General features: G+C 68.6%; 20 protein-coding genes. 7 read left to right on the forward strand and 13 right to left on the reverse strand.

Annotation, left to right across the window (positions count from 1 at the left end; all coding sequences use genetic code 11):
• On the forward strand, positions 1-324 hold a 324-nt coding region (locus HLA95_RS00005), incomplete at its 5' end, for an integrase core domain-containing protein (RefSeq protein WP_222181967.1).
• On the opposite strand, the gene HLA95_RS00010 is transcribed toward HLA95_RS00005, so the two are convergent.
• The 4 genes from HLA95_RS00010 to HLA95_RS00025 form a co-directional block, all read right to left on the reverse strand.
• Positions 321-539 (reverse strand): BrnT family toxin, encoded by a 219-nt coding sequence (locus HLA95_RS00010; protein ID WP_191060359.1) that lies wholly within the window; start codon positions 537-539, stop codon positions 321-323. The two genes, HLA95_RS00005 and HLA95_RS00010, sit on opposite strands and share 4 nt — an antisense overlap.
• 21 nt (positions 540-560) lie before the next feature.
• Entirely contained in the window at positions 561-1835 is a 1275-nt protein-coding gene (mtnK, locus tag HLA95_RS00015; protein WP_191060358.1) for an S-methyl-5-thioribose kinase, read from the reverse strand.
• An 85-nt stretch (positions 1836-1920) separates the two neighbouring features.
• Complete coding sequence (locus HLA95_RS28785) at positions 1921-2820, reverse strand: calcium-binding protein (protein WP_191060357.1); 900 nt, start codon at positions 2818-2820, stop codon at positions 1921-1923.
• Positions 2821-2911: 91 nt separating this feature from the next.
• A complete protein-coding gene (locus HLA95_RS00025; protein WP_191060356.1) occupies positions 2912-3595 on the reverse strand; it encodes a response regulator transcription factor in 684 nt (227 codons plus the stop codon).
• Positions 3596-3934: 339 nt separating this feature from the next.
• On the opposite strand from HLA95_RS00025, the gene HLA95_RS00030 reads away from it, so the two are divergent.
• Together HLA95_RS00030 and HLA95_RS00035 are read left to right on the forward strand one after the other, a co-directional pair.
• A complete protein-coding gene (locus tag HLA95_RS00030; RefSeq protein ID WP_191060355.1) occupies positions 3935-5422 on the forward strand; it encodes a glycosyltransferase in 1488 nt (495 codons plus the stop codon).
• Positions 5423-5437: 15 nt separating this feature from the next.
• Positions 5438-6478, forward strand: coding sequence for a PilZ domain-containing protein (locus HLA95_RS00035; protein ID WP_222181969.1), 1041 nt, complete (start codon positions 5438-5440; stop codon positions 6476-6478).
• A 27-nt stretch (positions 6479-6505) separates the two neighbouring features.
• On the opposite strand, the gene HLA95_RS28790 is transcribed toward HLA95_RS00035, so the two are convergent.
• Both HLA95_RS28790 and HLA95_RS00045 read right to left on the reverse strand, forming a co-directional pair.
• Positions 6506-7609, reverse strand: coding sequence for a calcium-binding protein (locus tag HLA95_RS28790; RefSeq protein ID WP_191060191.1), 1104 nt, complete (start codon positions 7607-7609; stop codon positions 6506-6508).
• Between the two features lie 54 nt (positions 7610-7663).
• Positions 7664-8986, reverse strand: coding sequence for a calcium-binding protein (locus HLA95_RS00045; protein ID WP_191060190.1), 1323 nt, complete (start codon positions 8984-8986; stop codon positions 7664-7666).
• A gap of 202 nt (positions 8987-9188) precedes the next feature.
• Between HLA95_RS00045 and uvrB the strand changes: the two genes are divergently transcribed.
• Positions 9189-11387, forward strand: coding sequence for an excinuclease ABC subunit UvrB (gene uvrB / locus HLA95_RS00050; RefSeq protein ID WP_191060189.1), 2199 nt, complete (start codon positions 9189-9191; stop codon positions 11385-11387).
• Positions 11388-11390: 3 nt separating this feature from the next.
• Here the strand turns inward: uvrB and vapC (HLA95_RS00055) are convergent, their stop codons facing one another.
• The 6 genes from vapC (HLA95_RS00055) to HLA95_RS00080 all read right to left on the reverse strand — a co-directional run bounded on the left by vapC (HLA95_RS00055) (position 11391) and on the right by HLA95_RS00080 (position 13893).
• Complete coding sequence (vapC, locus tag HLA95_RS00055) at positions 11391-11783, reverse strand: type II toxin-antitoxin system VapC family toxin (protein ID WP_191060188.1); 393 nt, start codon at positions 11781-11783, stop codon at positions 11391-11393.
• Positions 11780-11995: a type II toxin-antitoxin system VapB family antitoxin gene (locus tag HLA95_RS00060; RefSeq protein WP_191060187.1), complete on the reverse strand. Its 216-nt coding sequence runs from the start codon at positions 11993-11995 to the stop codon at positions 11780-11782. The genes vapC (HLA95_RS00055) and HLA95_RS00060 overlap by 4 nt, the downstream gene beginning before the upstream one ends.
• Positions 11996-12061: 66 nt before the next feature.
• Positions 12062-12460 carry a type II toxin-antitoxin system VapC family toxin gene (gene vapC, locus HLA95_RS00065; RefSeq protein WP_191060186.1) on the reverse strand — a complete coding sequence of 133 codons (399 nt, stop codon included), beginning with the start codon at positions 12458-12460 and terminating at the stop codon, positions 12062-12064.
• Positions 12457-12702 carry a type II toxin-antitoxin system VapB family antitoxin gene (locus HLA95_RS00070; protein WP_191060185.1) on the reverse strand — a complete coding sequence of 82 codons (246 nt, stop codon included), beginning with the start codon at positions 12700-12702 and terminating at the stop codon, positions 12457-12459. The genes vapC (HLA95_RS00065) and HLA95_RS00070 overlap by 4 nt, the downstream gene beginning before the upstream one ends.
• Positions 12703-12757: 55 nt before the next feature.
• On the reverse strand, positions 12758-13189 hold the full coding sequence (locus tag HLA95_RS00075; RefSeq protein ID WP_222182117.1) for a nucleoside deaminase: 432 nt from the start codon (positions 13187-13189) through the stop codon (positions 12758-12760).
• Positions 13190-13197: 8 nt separating this feature from the next.
• Entirely contained in the window at positions 13198-13893 is a 696-nt protein-coding gene (locus HLA95_RS00080; protein ID WP_222181972.1) for a zinc-ribbon domain-containing protein, read from the reverse strand.
• Positions 13894-13959: 66 nt separating this feature from the next.
• Between HLA95_RS00080 and HLA95_RS00085 the strand changes: the two genes are divergently transcribed.
• Positions 13960-14667, forward strand: a complete 708-nt coding sequence (locus HLA95_RS00085; RefSeq protein WP_222181974.1) for a cell division ATP-binding protein FtsE — start codon at positions 13960-13962, stop codon at positions 14665-14667.
• Positions 14664-15527: an FtsX-like permease family protein gene (locus HLA95_RS00090; RefSeq protein WP_222181976.1), complete on the forward strand. Its 864-nt coding sequence runs from the start codon at positions 14664-14666 to the stop codon at positions 15525-15527. The genes HLA95_RS00085 and HLA95_RS00090 overlap by 4 nt, the downstream gene beginning before the upstream one ends.
• A 10-nt stretch (positions 15528-15537) precedes the next feature.
• Here the strand turns inward: HLA95_RS00090 and gloB are convergent, their stop codons facing one another.
• Positions 15538-16278, reverse strand: a complete 741-nt coding sequence (gene gloB, locus HLA95_RS00095; RefSeq protein WP_255591095.1) for a hydroxyacylglutathione hydrolase — start codon at positions 16276-16278, stop codon at positions 15538-15540.
• Positions 16279-16429: 151 nt separating this feature from the next.
• Between gloB and HLA95_RS00100 the strand changes: the two genes are divergently transcribed.
• A complete protein-coding gene (locus tag HLA95_RS00100; protein ID WP_222181978.1) occupies positions 16430-17209 on the forward strand; it encodes a methyltransferase domain-containing protein in 780 nt (259 codons plus the stop codon).
• Positions 17210-17286: the final 77 nt, after the last annotated feature.

A 17286-nucleotide genomic window follows, 5' to 3' on the forward strand; every position in this document is an offset into this window, starting at 1 on the left:
GCCTTCGTCCACATCTTCGACCGGGTTTGCGCAGAGCACAGCATCGAGCACCGCCTGACCAAGGTGAACCACCCTTGGACCAACGGCCAGGTCGAGCGCATGAACCGCACGATCAAGGACGCTACCGTCAAGCGCTACCACTACGACAGCCATGAACAGCTCCGGGTCCATCTGCAGCTGTTCGTGGACGCCTACAACCACGCCCGCCGGCTCAAGACCCTGCGCGGCCTGACCCCCTACGAATTCATCTGCCAGGTCTGGGCAAAAGAGCCCGACCGGTTCAGGCTCGATCCGTCACACCACATCCCGGGACCGTACATCTAAGGTGTCCCTTCCTCATAAGCTCTTCTCTCGTGCCGTGTCGCACGCCGGACCGAGATGATCCGGCCGATCTCGCTGCCGTCATCGAGGAGACGGAGATCGGTGTGCACCACCAGGATGACGGCAGAACTCCCGGGTGCCGGTACGCCGATCGTCTGCCAGCGGTCGCCGTCCGGGTGCGGGTCCTGCCTGGTGATCGCCAACGGATCATCCAGCACCTGTCGACCTACAGAAGGTGCTCAGCCGAGATCCCGCGCCCGCAGCGCCTGGGCGCGTGCCGTCACCTGCTCGATATGGGCGTAGCTGTCGGGGTTCACGAGCAGGTCGCGGGAGAGTTCCAGGACGCGCCTCTCGCAGGCGGCGCGGCGGTCGGGGTCCTCGATGCGCTCCAGGTCGGCATTGTGGGCGAGGCCCAGCGTGCGGCGGGTGAGGGAGGCGCCGGCAAAGCGCAGGCTGTCGGTCCATAAGTGTGCCATGTAGGCGGACTGGGCCTGGCGGAAGACCGAGGAGTCGTCGGGCAGGAGGTCGCGGGGGTAGGCGTCGCCGGTGCGGTTCTTGGCCCACAGGGCGACGAACTTGGTGGCGAAGCCGTGCCAGACGCCGTGGATCGTGTCGATCACCCAGGCGCGGTAGTCGTCGCGCTCGCCGGGCCGGGTCTCGTGGCCGTCATGGCTCAGATAGTTCATCAGCAGGTTGGCGATCAGCTTGCCGACGTCGAAGCCCATCGGCCCCACGAAGGCGAACTCCGGGTCGATCACCCGGGTCTCGGCCTCGGTCACCATGATCGAGCCGGTATGGAGATCGCCATGCAGCAGGGCCTCGGCGCGGGACAAAAAGTCCACCTTCAGCTGCGAGACCGCGAGCTTGAGCTGGTCGTCCTCGCGCCACATCGCCGCCCAGCTATCCAGCTGCGGGCTGGTCCAGCGGTTCAACTCGTGGACCCGGTAGGGATCGGTGAAGATCAGGTCCTCGGTGATCTTGCACAGGTCGGTGTTCGGGCAGAACTCGGCGATCATCGCCTTCTTGCGCGCCGCCGGCAGGGCCAGGTCCGAGGTGAAGTAGAGCGAGCGCGCCATGTAGTCGGTGATGTGCTCGACGAAGCGCGGATAGACCACGGCGTCGATCATGCCGCGCCGCATGATGATGTGCGGCGAGAGCAGCTCCATCACGATCAGGTAGAGCTTCGGATCGTAATGGAGGATCTCCGGCACCAGCCCCTGGCAGTGCTCGGCCTGGATGACGCTGGCGCGGTACTCGAAGAAGGCGCGGTTCAGGTCGAGCGGCCAGCTCTCGCCGACCAGCCGCACATAGGGCAGGGCCTGCTTCACGCAGATCCCGCCATGGGTGCCCTCGATGATGAAGACGAGGTTGAGATTGCCATCGCCGACCTCGCGGATCCGCCATGCCGCCGCGTCCCCGCCGACCCGCTGGGCCACGGCGGGCAGGCTGGCGAGCAGGTCGCGCAGGGAGCTCTCGTCCAGGACCCGGTAGCCCTCGGGCGTCGGCAGCGGCATCGTTCTTCCCTCGTCCTGACATGGCCTGCTCGGTCGACCGGGCTTTAGCGGTGCAGTCTCCGGTCGTGCAAGCGCCAGCCAGGAATCAGGCGGTGAAGTCGCCCGGCGAAAGGCCGGTCACGCCCGCCAGGGTCAGCGTGCTGCCGGCGAAGAACGCGATCCCGCTGGCATCGCCGGCATGGATCGCGAGCGAGTCCCGGGACTCCCCCGCCAGGCTCACCCTGACGGCGTCGACATGGGCGTCGGCATCGTCCAGCCTTCCGTCCGCGTTGCTGTCCAGCCGCGCGAAGTCGACGGTCGTCGCAGTGGAGGTGCCTTCCAGCGGGTCGTCGACCGTGAACGTCATCTGGAGGATCCGGTCCTCGCCCGGTACGAAGTCGAGCACCAGGTCGTCGTCCGGGTTGATGTACTCGGCGCCGACATGGTCCAGGTACTGGCCGAAGATCGCGCCGTTGAACACAATGGTGTCCTGGCCGGCACCCAGCCAGATCAGGTCCCGGCCGTCCCAGCCGGCCACTGCGTCGTCGCCTTGGCCGGCATCGAGCCGGTCGTCGCCCTGCCAGCCTTCCAGCACGTCGTTGCCGGCCCCACCGAACAGAAGGTCGTTGCCCCGCTGCCCGGCCACGAGGTCGTTGCCGGCCCCGCCATGCGCCGTGTCGTCACCGGCACCGCCGTAGAGACGGTCATCGCCGTCATCCCCGGCCAGCGCGTCGTTGCCGTTTGCACCGAACAGCAGGTCATGGTCGGCATTGCCGCGCAGCAGGTCGTTGCCGTTGCCGGCGCGGAGCGTGTCGCGGCCATCGCCGCCCCAGAGCCGGTCGTTGCCGTCCTGGCCCCAGAGCGTATCGTCCCCGGCTTCGCCATAGAGCGCGTCGTTGCCGGCGCCGGCGGTGAGCACGTCCTTGCCGGCGCGGCCGTACAGCGTGTCCTTGCCCGACGTACCGGTCAGCCGGTCGTCGCCTGTGGTCCCGATGAACAGTGCCATGCCTGCCTCCTGACCTGAAGGTCAGCAGGCACTATACAACCATTGGCGACGGGATCGGCAGTCAGAAGCCGAAATGCGGGTCGCTTAGAGTTCAGCGCGCCAGCCGGTAGCCGCCTGCCTCGGTGACGATCAGCGACACCTGGCCCGGATTGGGTTCGACCTTCTGGCGGAGCCGGTAGATGTGGGTCTCGAGCGTGTGGGTGGTGACACCGGTATTGTAGCCCCAGACCTCGTCCAGCAGCACCTCGCGCGCGACCGGCCGGTCGCCGATCCGGTAGAGATACTTCAGGATCGCGGTTTCCTTCTCGGTCAGGTGGATCTTCTTCTGGCCCTGGGTCAGCATCTTGGCCGCAGGCTTGAAGGCATAGGGGCCGATCTGGAAGACCGCGTCGTCGGACAGCTCGTGCTGGCGCAGATGGGCGCGGATGCGGGCCATCAGGACCCACATGCGGAAGGGCTTGGTCACATAGTCGTTGGCGCCGCTCTCCAGGGCCAGCACCTCGTCGGCATCGCCGTCGCGGCCGGTCAGCATGATGACCGGAGCCTTCACCCCGTTCTTGCGCAGGAGCTTGCACAGGTCGCGGCCGTCCGTGTCGGGCAGGCCCACGTCCAGGATCACGAGGTCGAATTCCTCGCTCTTGACCAGCGCCAGCGCTTCCTTGCCGCTGCCGGCCTCCTGGACCCGGAAGCCCTCGTGCATGGTGAGCTGCTCGGCCAACTCGCGGCGCAGGGCGGTGTCGTCGTCGACGATGAGGATCCGTTCGTTCTTCGCCATCGACGGCCTGCCCGCTCAAAATGTTCTACCGGCGACCAAATTAGGAGTGACGATCACGAAGCTCAAGTGATGTGCCGCTCACGGCTCCGTAAGCTTCCCGGCCGGGATGCCGGGCGTTCGTCATCCGCAAGCGAGCCACAGCCATGACGAGAACCGCGCGGTAGCGCCGCTTCTGCCTTCCACCGCCACCCTGCGCTCATTAGACAGGCGTCGAGGAGCCGGGGGGACATGGCGTTCCTGGCCCGCCTCACGGAAAGGACGGCGGCAAGGCATGGGGGTGATCTTGGCGGGCAGGACAGGCGGTCCGGGCAAGCCACTCCCGGTTGCAGGCGGGACCTCATGATCCTGCTGGCCCATTTCCTCGTGGTCGCGATCGCCGTCCTGCTCGTGCCGGAGAGTGCGGTGCGCGCGGTCGGCCACGAGATCCTGTTCCTGACCGGCGGGATCGGCATATGGCGCTATGGCTGGGGCCTGGTCCACGTGGTCCGCGGCCTGGTCTGGCGCCGGCTGGTGTTCCCCGACCTGCGGGAACGGGCCGATGCCCTGGCGGCGCGGCCGGAGGCCAGCGGCAACGAACTGTTCCTGATCGTGACCAGCTACCGGATCGAGCTGGACACGACGCTCGCCTGCTGGCGCTCGGTGATCGCGGAGGCGGCTGCCTGGAACGGCCAGGTGACGCTGGTCGCCTCCATCGTCGAGCGGGCCGACGAGATCGCCATCCAGCGCCTGTTCGACCTGTCCGGCCTGCCGGACCGGGTGCGGCTCCTGATCGTGCGGGTCAGCGGCGAGGGCAAGCGGCGGGCTCTCGGGATCGCCCTGCGCGGCGTGTCGCGGCGCGTACCTTCCGCTGGGGCGGTGGTGGGGGTGATGGACGGCGACACGGTGCTGCCGCCCGGCACGCTGGCCCGCACCGTGCCGTTCTTCGCCCTCGACCCGGCGCTGGGCGGGATCACCACCGACGAGAAGCCGTTCACGGTCGGCGAGCGCTTCCCGTTCTCCTCCTGGCACCGGCTGCGCTTCGCCCGGCGCCACCAGACCATGAGTTCCCTGTCCCTGTCCGGCCGGGTGCTGGCGATGACCGGGCGCTTCTCCCTGTTCCCGGCCGAGGTCGCCGTCGAGCCGGACTTCATCGCCGCGGTCGAGAATGACGGGATGGACCATTGGCGGCTCGGCCGCATCCAGTTCCTGACCGGCGAGGACAAGTCGACCTGGTTCCACCTGCTGCGCACCGGCCGGCGAATGCTCTACGTGCCGGACGTCCAGGTCGCCACGATCGAGCATCCCCCGCCCGGCGGCTTCGTCCGCGCCTCGCGCAAGCTCGTGCTGCGCTGGTCGGGCAACATGCTGCGCTCCGGGGCCCGGGCGCTGGCGCTGGGGCCGGCCCGGGTCGGCCCGTTCCTGTGGTGGACGCTGCTCGACCAGCGCATCTCGATCTGGACGCCGCTGGTCGGCCCGATCGTGGCGCTGCTGCTGACCTTCACCCACACGCCCTGGGCGCTCTTGTTCTACCTGATCTGGGTGATGTTCACCCGCTCCCTGCAGACCCTGCTCCTGCTCACCACCCGCAACCGGGTGGAAGGGAGCTGGCCGCTCCTGCTCTGGTACGACCAGGTGGCGCTGGCCCTGGTCAAGGGCCGCGCCCTGTTCCGGTTGGACAGGCAGCGCTGGACCCGCCAGAACATCGCCAGCCGCGCGGTCGCCACCGGCTGGCGGGCCGTCCTGATCGAGGCGGGTGCCGTCTACTGCCAGCTCCTGGGCGTCCTGGCGCTCGTCACCGTGCTCGCGCTCTGGACCGGGGTCCTGCCGTTGCCGCTCGAAGGACGTTGAATGTCGAACCAGGGCATGAATGAAGCAGCGGTCGTCCACGAGGCGGAGATCCATCGCCAGCATGTCCGGCTGAAGATCCCGATCCGCGCGGAGATCGCGGGGGACTGGTACCAGGTCGACGACTGGTCGCTGGGCGGGCTGGGGATCGATTCCGAGCCGCCCAAGCTGCGCGAGGGCGAGGTCTTCCCGGTCACCCTGGAGCTGCCGTTCGAGGACTTCGAGCTGACCATGCATCTGGAGGCGGAGCTGATCTACCGCCTCCCGGACCGACCCCGCTTCGGCTGCCGCTTCACCGGCATGACCAAGGGCCAGATCAGCCTGTTCCGGCAGATCGTCGACCGCTACCTGACCGGCGAGATCGCCTCGCCCGGCGACGTGCTGGTGGCGCTCGGCCGGGAATCCTTCCAGCCGCCGCGCCAGCCCGCCCAGGCGGGAAGTGCCGGCAAGGGGCGCACGCTGCTGGGCTGGGCGATCATGGGCCTGGCGGGGCTGGCGCTGGTCAGCGTGCTCGGCTGGAGCGCCTACCAGCGCTTCTACCGGATCCACGTTACCGATGCCCGGATCGAAGCACCGGTGTACCGGCTGAACGCGCCGGTGGCTGGCCGGCTGGAGCGCTTCCCGATCGGCGAGATCGTCGAGGTCGGTACACCGATCGCCCGCGTGATCGGGGCGGTCGACCTCGCCGAGTACGAGCTGCGCTCGCCCTGCATCTGCACGCTCGGCGAATGGAAGGTGGCGGACGGGGCGGGCGTCGGTGCCGGGGCGACGACCGCCCTGCTGATCTCCGCCGAGGAGCCGCTCAAGGTCACGGCGATGCTGCCGCTGGCGCAGGCCAGGGAGCTGGCGCCCGGCCTGCCGGTGCGCATCGACCTGCCGGGCGAGGCGGCACCACGTACCGGCCAGATCGAGCGGGTCGAGCTGAAGGCGCCGCTGGACGATCTGGCGGGCGGGCGCGGCCGGGTGCGCGGCGACGGCGCCGTGCCGGTCGTGATCCGGCCCGACGAGCCGCTGCCATTCGACATGCTGGGCACGCCGGTCAGCGTCGACCTACGCTGAGGAATCGAAGGCCTCCGGGATCGGGCTTCAGGGCGAAGCGAAATCGTTAACGGTGATGTCCGAACTGCGCATCCCGGTGACGCCATAGACCTCCAGGACCGATGGCGTCGGCGAGGAGCCGTCGTCACCACGCACCGTTTTCATCGCCGCGCCCAGGTCGATGACCGTCGACCAAGCCTGCCCCCCTTGCTCGGACAGGCGCTCGATCTCGACGAACGCATCGGCGTCGTCGAGCCGGCCGTTGCCGTTGCTGTCCAGAACGCCGAAATCGAGCGACGTTGGGAACTGGTCGTCGTTGTAATGGCTGATGTCGATCTCTTCGTCGCCTCGAACGAAATCGACAATCCGGTCGATGCCGCCCGGGCCATGGTCGTGAAGTTCGATCCAGAAGCGGTCCGAGCCCGAACCTCCGATCAGCCGATCGTCGCCGCCCTGCCCTTGCAGGCTGTCGTCGCCGGCACCCCCGCTCAGGAGATCATTGCCGTTGTGTCCATACAGGCCATCACCACCGTCGCCGCCATGAAGATCGTCGTCGCCTTCTCCACCGAACAAGCGATCCCTGCCATCCTCGCCATAGGCGGTGTTGGCGGCGAAGTCCTCCTCGTCTTCAGGGAAGGTCGCCGAGCCCAGATAAATCTCGTCGTTTCCCGACCCGCCCCAGACGCGGTCCGGACCTAGCCCGCCCAGGATCAGGTCATCGCCGGCGTCGCCCAGCAGTCGGTCCGCTCCGGCCCAGCCGAGCATCTCGTCCCGGCCGTCTCCACCGGAAACCCGATCATCCCCATCGCCGCCGGACAGCCGGTCGTCGCCGGCCTCACCGTAGAGGCGATCCCGGCCAGCTCCGCCATACGCCCGGTCGTTGCCGTTGCCGCCGTGGATCACGTCGTCGCCGGTGACACCGTCGATCCAGTCGTTGCCGCTGCCGCCCCAGAGATGATCACGGCCTGCGCCACCGTATAGCCGATCGTTGCCTGCATCGCCCCAGATGCGGTCGTCGCCGGCTTCGCCGTGCAGCCTGTCATGGCCTGCCTTGCCGGCGATGACGTCGTTGCCCGCCCGGCCGAAAATGCTGTCGGCCGCGGTTGTGCCGGTCAGGATGTCCGGCCGGCCTGTGCCGATCATGGTTGCCATTCGCGTTGCTCCAAACCGCGGAACCGGATCGGATCCGCCATGGTCGCGTCGGAATCAGGGAGTGCTGTGGAACTCGAAGTCGCTGCTCTGCAGCCCCGTTACGCGGTAGACCTGCAGCGTGGCAGGTCCCCAGGGTTCGGGGTCGTCCGGCTGGATCGAATGAAGCATGGCGGCCAGGTCGATGACCGTGGAACTGGCCGTGACACCGTGGTCGGTGAGGTTCTCGATGCGGACGAAGGCGTCTGCGGCATCGAGGACGCCGTTGCCGCTGGTATCCAGATCGCCGAAGTCGAGATCGTAGCGGAACTCGCTCTCGGTACCGTGCTCGATCCAGATGTGATCGCTGCCCCTGGTGAAGTCGACGATCCGGTCGTTGCCCGGTCCGCCGAAGATCGCCATCTCCTCTGCGGCGTTCCAGAACATGTTCATGAACCGGTCCTCGCCCGTTCCGCCGATCAGGCGATCATCGCCGCGATAGCCGTTCAGCGAATCGTTGCCGGCACCGCCGTCCAGCAGGTCATTGCCCTCCTTCCCGCCGAGCAGCACATCGTTGCCGTCGCCGCCGAAGAGCCGATCCTCGCCGGCACCTCCTTCCAGATGGTCGTCCCCAGCGTCCCCGTAGCCCCTGTTCACGCCCGTGTCCCGGTCCAGCTCCGGGACGATGGCGTCGCCCATGCGAATGAAGTCGCGCCCGGCACCGCCATGGATCACGTCGCTGCCGAGGCCGCCCGTGAGCCCGTCCTGGCCGTCGCCGCCATCGATGCGGTCGGCACCGGAGCGGCCCTCGATCCGGTCGTTCCCCGCACCACCCAGCAGCCGGTCGGCGCCGCCGGCACCATAGATGTGGTCGTCGCCGGCACCGCCGTCGGCAAAGTTGGGGCCGAGGTCGAGGTCGGGCTCGGGTTCGTCCAGGAATCCGAGGATGCCGACCTGGAGAGCATCGTTGCCCGCGTCGCCGTAGAGGGCGTCCCAGCCCTCACGGCCCGTGAGCACATCGGTCCCTTCGCCGCCGCGCACGACATCGTCGCCGCTGCCGCCCGACAGGTAGTCGTTCCCGGCACCGCCCAGGACGAGGTCGTCGCCATCGCCGCCATAGGCGCGGTCGTTGCCGGCGCCGCCATCGACCAGGTCGTTGCCGCTGTCGCCGTCCAGCCAGTCGCGGCCGCTGCCGGCCCGCAGCCGGTCATGGCCGGTCCCGCCATAGAGCCGGTCGCTGCCCGCATCGCCCCAGATCCGGTCGTCGCCGGCCTCCCCGTGCAGGCGGTCGGCACCTTCCCTGCCGCTGAGGAGGTCGTTGCCGCCCCGGGCGAAGAACGTGTCCGGGCCGGGGGTGCCGCGCAGGAGATCCACCCGGTTCGTGCCGATGACGGTCGCCATGGAAATGCTCCCTGCGTCATGAGCGATGACTCGACGGGCTATTATTACATGAAGTTAATATTATTCGCCAAGTCGCATCTTTGCGACAGCCAGGACGGCCAAGTCAGTGAGACCGAATGGCCACACCGTTCCCCTCTTGTTCTGGTGCCGCTGCCACCCCACCATGTCGGACCGCATGCGGATGAACGGCGACGGGTGAACCATGACGAAGCTGCCCACGACGGACGCGCTGGCTGGTCTGGACCTGTTGAAGGCAGTGGCGGAGAGCCCGGAGCTGATCCAGCGACCGGAGGGTGGGCAGGCGCTCACGCTCGCCTCGGACTACCAGCCGGCGGGCGACCAGCCGCAGGCGATCCAGGAGCTGACCGAGGGCCTGCTGCGCGGCGAGCGCGACCAGGTGCTCCTGGGCGTCACCGGCTCCGGCAAGACGTTCACCATGGCGAACGTCATACGCAACCTGCAGCGGCCGACGCTGATCCTGGCGCCGAACAAGATCCTGGCCGCCCAGCTCTACGGCGAGATGAAGAGCTTCTTTCCGGAGAACTCGGTCGAGTACTTCGTTTCCTATTACGACTACTATCAGCCCGAAGCCTACGTCGCCCGCACCGACACCTATATCGAGAAGACCTCGGCCATCAACGAGCAGATCGACCGGATGCGCCACTCGGCGACCCGGGCGCTGTTCGAGCGCGACGACGTCATCATCGTGGCGTCGGTGAGCTGCATCTACGGTATCGGCAGCCCCGAGACCTATGCGCGGATGACCATGACCCTGAAGAAGGGGCAGAAGGTCGACCGGGCCAAGCTGCTGCGCGCCTTCGTCGAGCTGCAGTACAAGCGCAACGACATGGAGCTGGCGCGCGGCAACTTCCGCGCCAAGGGCGACGTGATCGAGATCTTCCCGGCGCACCTGGAGGACAAGGCCTGGCGGATCGACCTGTTCGGCGACACGGTCGACGCGCTGGTGGAGATCGACCCGCTCACCGGCAAGCGGCTGGAGAAGCTGGACCAGATCCGCCTTTATCCCAACAGCCACTACGTGACACCCAAGCCTACATTGCAGGCGGCGGTGGAGGGCATCCGGCTGGAGCTGAAGGAGACGCTGGAGCACTTCCGCGCGACCGGCAAGCTGCTGGAGGCAGAGCGGATCGAGCAGCGCACCACGGCCGACCTGGAGATGATCCTCACCACCGGGTCCTGCTCCGGCATCGAGAACTATTCACGTTACCTCACCGGCCGCGCACCCGGCGAGCCGCCGCCGACCCTGTTCGAGTACCTGCCGGACAATGCGCTGCTGATCGTGGACGAGAGCCACGTCACCGTCCCGCAGGTGGGCGGCATGTACAAGGGCGACTTCGCCCGCAAGTCGATCCTGTCGGAGTTCGGCTTCCGCCTGCCGTCCTGCAAGGACAACCGCCCGCTCAAGTTCGAGGAATGGGACGCGATGCGGCCGCAGACGATCTTCGTCTCGGCCACGCCCGGCTCCTGGGAGATGGAGCGGACCGGCGGCGTGTTCTCCGAGCAGGTGATCCGCCCGACCGGTCTGGTCGACCCGGTCTGCGTGGTCCGGCCGGTCGAGCACCAGGTCGACGACCTGATGCACGAGATCGGCCTGGCCAAGGAGAAGGGCCTGCGCACGCTGGTCACCACGCTGACCAAGCGGATGGCCGAGGACCTGTCCGAGTACCTGCACGAGCAGGGCGTCCAGGTGCGCTACATGCACTCGGACATCGACACGCTGGAGCGCATCGAGATCATCCGCGACCTGCGTCTCGGCAAGTTCGACGTGCTGGTCGGCATCAACCTGCTGCGCGAGGGACTGGACATCCCCGAATGCGGGCTGGTCGCGATCCTGGATGCCGACAAGGAGGGCTATCTGCGCTCGGAGACCTCGCTGGTGCAGACGATCGGCCGGGCGGCCCGCAACGTCGAGGGCAAGGTCGTGCTCTACGCCGACCGGATGACCCGGTCGCTCGAGGCGGCGCTGGCCGAGACCGAGCGACGCCGGGCCAAGCAGCTCGCGCACAACGAGGCGCATGGCATCACGCCGCAGACCATCAAGCGGCAGATCGCCGACATCCTGAAGGACGTGGCCGAGCGCGACTATGTGACGGTGGACCTGGTCGAGGACCAGCCGACCATCCTGACCGGCATGGAGCTGCAGCGCCATATCGGCGAGCTCGAGCAGCGGATGCGCAAGGCCGCCAGCAACCTGGAGTTCGAGGAAGCCGCCCGGCTGCGCGACGAGATCAAGCGGCTGGAGGACGGCGAACTCGGCATGCCGTCCCGCCCGGTGGCGCAGGCCAGCGCCCATGCCTGGAAGCCCACCAGCAAGTCGCGGGCGGAAAAGGCCAGGGACGCAAAGGCGCGGGCACGGGGGCGGAAGCGGGCAGGGGTGTGAGGCTCAGCGCAGGACGCGCAGGCCCAGATGCTGCTCGAACGGATCGAAGTCGCGGTCGTCGTGGATGAGGGGAGCACGCTCGGTGATGCAGAAGCTGGCGATCAGGACATCCACGGTCTTGCGGATGGAAATGCCGCGGTTGCGAAGAAAGCGGTAATGCTCTGCGGCAGCGCGTACTCGGTCGTCACCGGCGACATCCACCACCCGGTATGAGGCGACCTTGCGCTCGATCAGCAGGCGATCGCGCGATGTGATGGCTCCTGCCATCAGTTCATAGATAACGAGATCGGGTACCACCAACTCATCCGCATCGGCGGCGATCGCGATCAACCGGCTCCGTTCCGTTCCAGCACCCCGCAGAAAATCGATCCAGACGCTCGTGTCTGCGACGATCAAGGCGTCGGCTCGAATTGATCCTTCGCTGTCCACGTCTCCGTGACCGGATCATAGGTGATGCTGCCTTCGATCGATCTGAGGGTCTCACGCTGCTTTTCCAGCCGTACGAGCTTTTCCAGTGCCGCACGGATCACCTCCTGTGTGGAGGAGAGCCCGGTGGCTTTCATCGCCTCACGAAGCAGGTCCTCGTCGATGTCGATCTGGGTCTTCATGTGATCTGCCTGAACTGTTGCACTTGAACATAGGTTGCAGCCGCTCGACGGATCAATGCCGAGCCCTCAGCGCAGCACGCGCAGGCCCAGATGCTGCTCGAACGGGTCGAAGTCGCGGTCGCGGTGGAGGAGGGTGGCGCCTTCCTCGATGCACCAGGTCGCGATGAACAGGTCGTTCGGCTTGCGGATGGTGAAGCCCAGGCGGCGCAGGATACGGTAGTTCCGGGCAGCGACCCGCGCGTTGCGCCCGCCTACCATCTCGATCGTCGGAAACCGCCGCAGCCACTGGTCGATGCGGATGGCGTGCCCCTCGTCCCGCGCACCGGACAGGAGTTCCGCCAGGACGAGATCGCCCAGGACGATCTCAGTCTCGTCGCTCTGCGCGTGAAACAGCCTGACTTCCGGCGTATCCCTGCCTCTGAAGACGTCGATCCAGACGGAACTGTCCACAGTAAGAAAGGTCACGTGGAGGGCGGCTCGTCGCTGTCCGGCGTACCCCAGGGTCCATGGCCACCCCGGTCGGTGCGCATCGAGTCGAGATCGCCTTCCCAGCCGATGCCGGTCAATTCGCGCAACGCTTCCGCCTGACCCTTCTGACGAACGAGCCTGCGCAACGCCTCCTCGACGACCGCCTTCTTCGTGGGCAGCCCGGTGAGCCGGGCCGCTTCCGCCAGGAGAGCATCATCAATGTCGATGTTGGTGCGCATCACGTGCTCGATGTGTATGAACTTGCAAGAACATACACATCGTCCCTGGCGTTGGTCAACGCCGCGCCTGGAAGAACTCCCGCAACAGCGCCGCCGCCTCCGTCTCCCGGATGCCGGCCACCACTTCCGGTCGATGATGGCAGGTCGGCTGGGCGAAGATGTGCGGGCCGTGGTCGACGCCGCCGCCCTTGGGATCGGCGGCGCCGTAGTGGAGGCGGCGGATCCGGGCAAACGCGATCGCCTGGGCGCACATGGGGCAGGGCTCCAGCGTCACCCACAGGTCATGGTCGACCAGGCGCGGCGAGCCCAGGGCGGTGGCCGCGGCGCGCAGGACCAGGATCTCGGCATGGGCGGTGGGATCCCGCCATTCCTCGACCCGGTTGCCGTCCGCGGCGACGATCCGCCCGGCCCGGTCGGTGACCACCGCGCCCACCGGCACCTCGCCCCGTTCGGACGCGGCCCTGGCCTCGGCCAGGGCACGCGCCATCGGCAGGTTCAAGGAGCCTCCTCGAACCGCACCACGGTATGGCGCGCCTCGGGCGGCAGGTCCTCCAGCCGCGTCTCGAACCGGGTGGTGGCGCGGGCCTCCAGGATGGGCGGCTCGACCCGCACCACCTCGCTGGTCAGCTCCATCCGGTCGCCGTCGAGCAGCGCCACCTGCAGGGCCGGCACCGACCTGGCATAGTCGGTGGTGTTGACGATCTCGCCGCTCACCACCAGCACCCGCTCCCCGTCCTCGTCGATCTCCGACGAGGTGACGCCGCGGATCTCCAGGCCGGGATCGACCGTCACCTCCAGGCCGAGCTGGCGGTACATGCCCGCCACCTGCGGCCAGGCCGTGGCGATCTGGTTGCGGGCCAGCACCAGGCCGGCCACCACGGCGATCAGCACCAGCAGGACGAGCCAGCCGAACGCGCTGCTCCGGCTGCCCCGCCGCACCATGCCGGGCTCCTCGCCCAGGCGCGGCCGCTCGGCAGTCGGCGGTGGCGGCGGCGGCTCGGGCGCGGCAGGCTCGGCGCCGGGTCGCTCCGGATCGACGAACCAGCGATGACGGCAGTTGGCGCAGGCGACCATGCGCCCCTTCTCGCCGATCGCGGCGCTGTCGATCTTGTACTTGGCGCCGCAGTTGGGGCAGGTGACGATCATGATGTCGGGCATGATACCAGGCACGATACCGGGCGCGCCGAGCATGGCTGGCGCATCCGGCCCGGCCGGCGACGATCCGGGGGCAAGACGACAGTGGTTCCAGGATCGATATTGAGCGACCAGCGCGAAATCATCATCGAACTCTTCGGGGCCGCCATGAAATATGGGTCCGGCCCGGACGTTCTGCGCGACATCGACCTCACCGTGCAAGCAGGATCGTTCCTGGTGATCGTCGGCGCCAGCAGCGCCGGCAAGACCACGCTGCTGGCCACCATCGCCCGCGCCGCCGCCCCGCCGGCCGGGCGGCTGACCCTGTTCGGCCGGGACACGGCGCGGATCGACCGGGCCGAGCGTGCCCGGATCCGCCGCCGGATCGGGCTGGTCTGCCAGGAGCTGCGCCTCCTGGACCATCTGAGCGCCGCAGCCAACCTGGCGCTGCCGCTGCGCATCGCCGGTCTGCCTGCCAAACAGGCCCGGCCGCCGGTCGTCGAGCTCATGGACTGGCTGGGGATCACCGGGCTGGCGGCACGGCGGCCAGGGGAACTGTCCGCCGCCGAGCGCCAGTTGCTCTCACTCGGGCGCGCGGTGATCGGCCGGCCCGACCTGCTGCTGGCCGACGAGCCCACCAGCCTGCTGGACGGGCCGCTGGCCCACCGGGCCCTCCATCTCCTGGGCGAGCTGAACCGGGCCGGCACCACCATCCTCCTGGCGACCCATGACCCGGCACTGCCGGCACGGGTCCGGGGGCAGGCCATGCACCTGGCCGATGGCCGCCTCCATCCGGCGCTGCCCACCCTGTCGGCGGACCGGGTCGCATGAGCGCCGGCACCTTTCCGGCACCCGGCTGGCCGGCCAGGGGCGTGGCGGCCCTGCTGCTCGGCCTGCTGGTCCTGACGGCGACGGTCGCCCTGGCGCTCGCCGCCGCGGGCCATGGCCTGCTGCTGGCAGCCGAGGACCGCAGTGTCGCCGTGGCGGTGGTGTCCCTGCCGGCACCGCTCGATCCGGCCGACCGCGAGGGCGACCTCGCGGGCGTGGTCGCCCTGCTGCGTGCCGATCCGGAGGTCGGGCAGGTCGAGGCGGTCCCCGAGGCGGAGGTGCGGGAGGTCCTGGTCGGCAGTGCTGATGCCGATCTGCCCATGCCGCTCCTGCTGGAGGTCCGGTTCGACCCAGGGGTGGTGCCCGACCTCGATCGGCTCCACGGGCGGATCACCGCGCTCGCCCCGGACGGGCTGATCGAGGATGCCGGGACCATCGGCCCGCGCGCCGACCCGGCCCTGCTCGGCCTGCTGCGCTACGCCATGCCGGTTCTCGGCGCCGGCGCCCTGCTGCTCGCGATGCTGCTGGCGGCGGTCGTGGCGGCCGATGCCGTCCGGCGCCGGCACGGGGAGATCGAGGTCCTGCGCATGCTCGGCGCCGACGACCCGTTCATGCTGCGCGAGCTGCGGCCCTACCCGTTCCGCCCGCTATGGCTGGGCGGCCTGGCCGGTGCCGGCCTGGGTGCCTTGGTCATGCTGATGCTGGCGAAGGAAGGCCCGGAGGGCAGCTGGCCGGTGCAGGCGGTGCTGGCCGTCCGGCCGCTGGACGTGGCGATCCTGCTGCTGGGAGCCTGCGCCATCGTGCTGGCCGTGGCGCTGGCGGCCCGGCAGACGGCCAACGCCATGCTGCGCCGCCTGCCCTGAACCCTTTGCCTCAGCCGCGGAAGTTGTTCTTGGCCTCGCGCAGCTCGGCAAAGCGCGCCTCGGATCCGCCCAGCAGGAACGGGTTGGTCCGCTTCTCCTCGCCGATCGTGGTCGGCACGGTCGGCTGGCCGGCCGCACGCAGCTCCTCGATCTTGGCGAGCCGGGCCTTGATCTCCTGGTTGTCCGGGAAGACGTGGGCCGCGAACTTGGCATTGCCCAGCGTGTACTCGTGGCCGGAATAGACCTTGGTGTCGTCGGGCAGCTTGGCCAGGAGCTGCAGGGACTTCCACAGCACCTCGGGCCCGTCCTCGCCCAGCCGGCCGCAGCCCATGGTGAACATCACGTCGCCGCAGAACAGCAGCTTGGCCTCGGGCAGATGATAGCTGACATGGCCGCGCACATGGCCGGGCGTGTCCAGCACCTCGACCGGCGTGCCGAGCAGCTCGAAGCGCTGGCCAGGCTCCACCGTGCGGGTCAGCTTGGGCAGGCGGTGGCAATCGGCGCCGTTGCCGATGACCTCGACCTGGGTGGCCAGTGCCAGCTCCTCGACCCCCGCCACGTGATCCGAATGGCTGTGGGTGATCAGGATGCTGCCGATCTGCAGGCTGCGCTCGGCCAGCGCCTCGGCAATGGGCGCCGCTTCACCCGGATCGACGATCACCACCCTGGAATTGCCTTCCTGGCGCAGCATGAAGGCGTAGTTGTCGTCCAGGATCGGCAGGAGTTCCACCAGGATTGGGGCGTTGGCCAAGGTCGCATCTCCCGTTTGGTCGCGTTTGGGCGTCTACCCACTTCAGCATGGGCATTACCGTCGTATATGGTCCTGACGAGCAGTGCGTGCCACCTCGGGCGGCGCACGAGCTTTGCCGAGCCGGGAACCGAAGCTGGAACCGAAGGGAGTCATGAACGGCGATCTCGAGCAGTTCTACGCCAGCCGCAAGGGCCAGCTCGCGCGCCGGCTGATCGGGCTGCAGCTCCGCCAGCTCTGGCCGCAGGTGGCCGGCAAGACCATCGTCGGCATGGGCTTCGCCATGCCGTTCCTGGACGTATTTGCCGACGAGGCGGCCGCGACCCTGGCCCTGGTGCCGGCCGGCTGCATCGTGCAGCGCTGGCCGGAGACGGGGCCCTGCCGGCTTGCGATCTTCCAGGAGGACGAGATCCCGTTGGCCGACCAGAGCGTGGACTGCCTGCTCCTGGTCCATGCGCTGGAGACCTGCCGCAGCCTGAACCGGCTGATGCGCGAGATCTGGCGGGTGCTCACCGATGACGGCCGGGTGGTGCTGATCGTGCCGAACCGGCACGGGCTGTGGTCCCTGTCCGACACCACGCCGTTCGGCCAGGGCTCGCCGTTCACCGCCGGCCAGCTCCAGCGCCTGCTCGCCCGCCACCTCCTGGTGCGGGGCGAGGTGCGCCGCGCCATGTTCGTGCCACCCTGGAACCTGAACATCCTGCAGCGCCTGGCGATCCCGCTGGAGCGCACCGGCCAGCGGCTCTGGCCGCAGTTCGGCGGCATCCTGCTGGCGGAGGCGGAAAAGCAGCTCTATCTGGGCGCCCCGGCCTTCCAGACCGCCCGGCCCCGGCGACGCCAGTACGTGGCGCTCCCGCAGGCGGCGGCGCGCACCGCCGAGCATGCCGCGGTGCGGGTGCTGGCACCCCATGACCGGCGCCCGCCGCGCCGCTGACCGCGGTTTTCCGGGAACTGAGGCGGTCGCGACGGAGTTCCTGCCGCGGCGGCCTGATGCTGCCGCCACGGCGTGAC

The organism is Geminicoccus harenae (assembly GCF_019800005.1).
In the GTDB taxonomy this organism is placed as follows: Bacteria; Pseudomonadota; Alphaproteobacteria; order Geminicoccales; family Geminicoccaceae; genus Geminicoccus; species Geminicoccus harenae.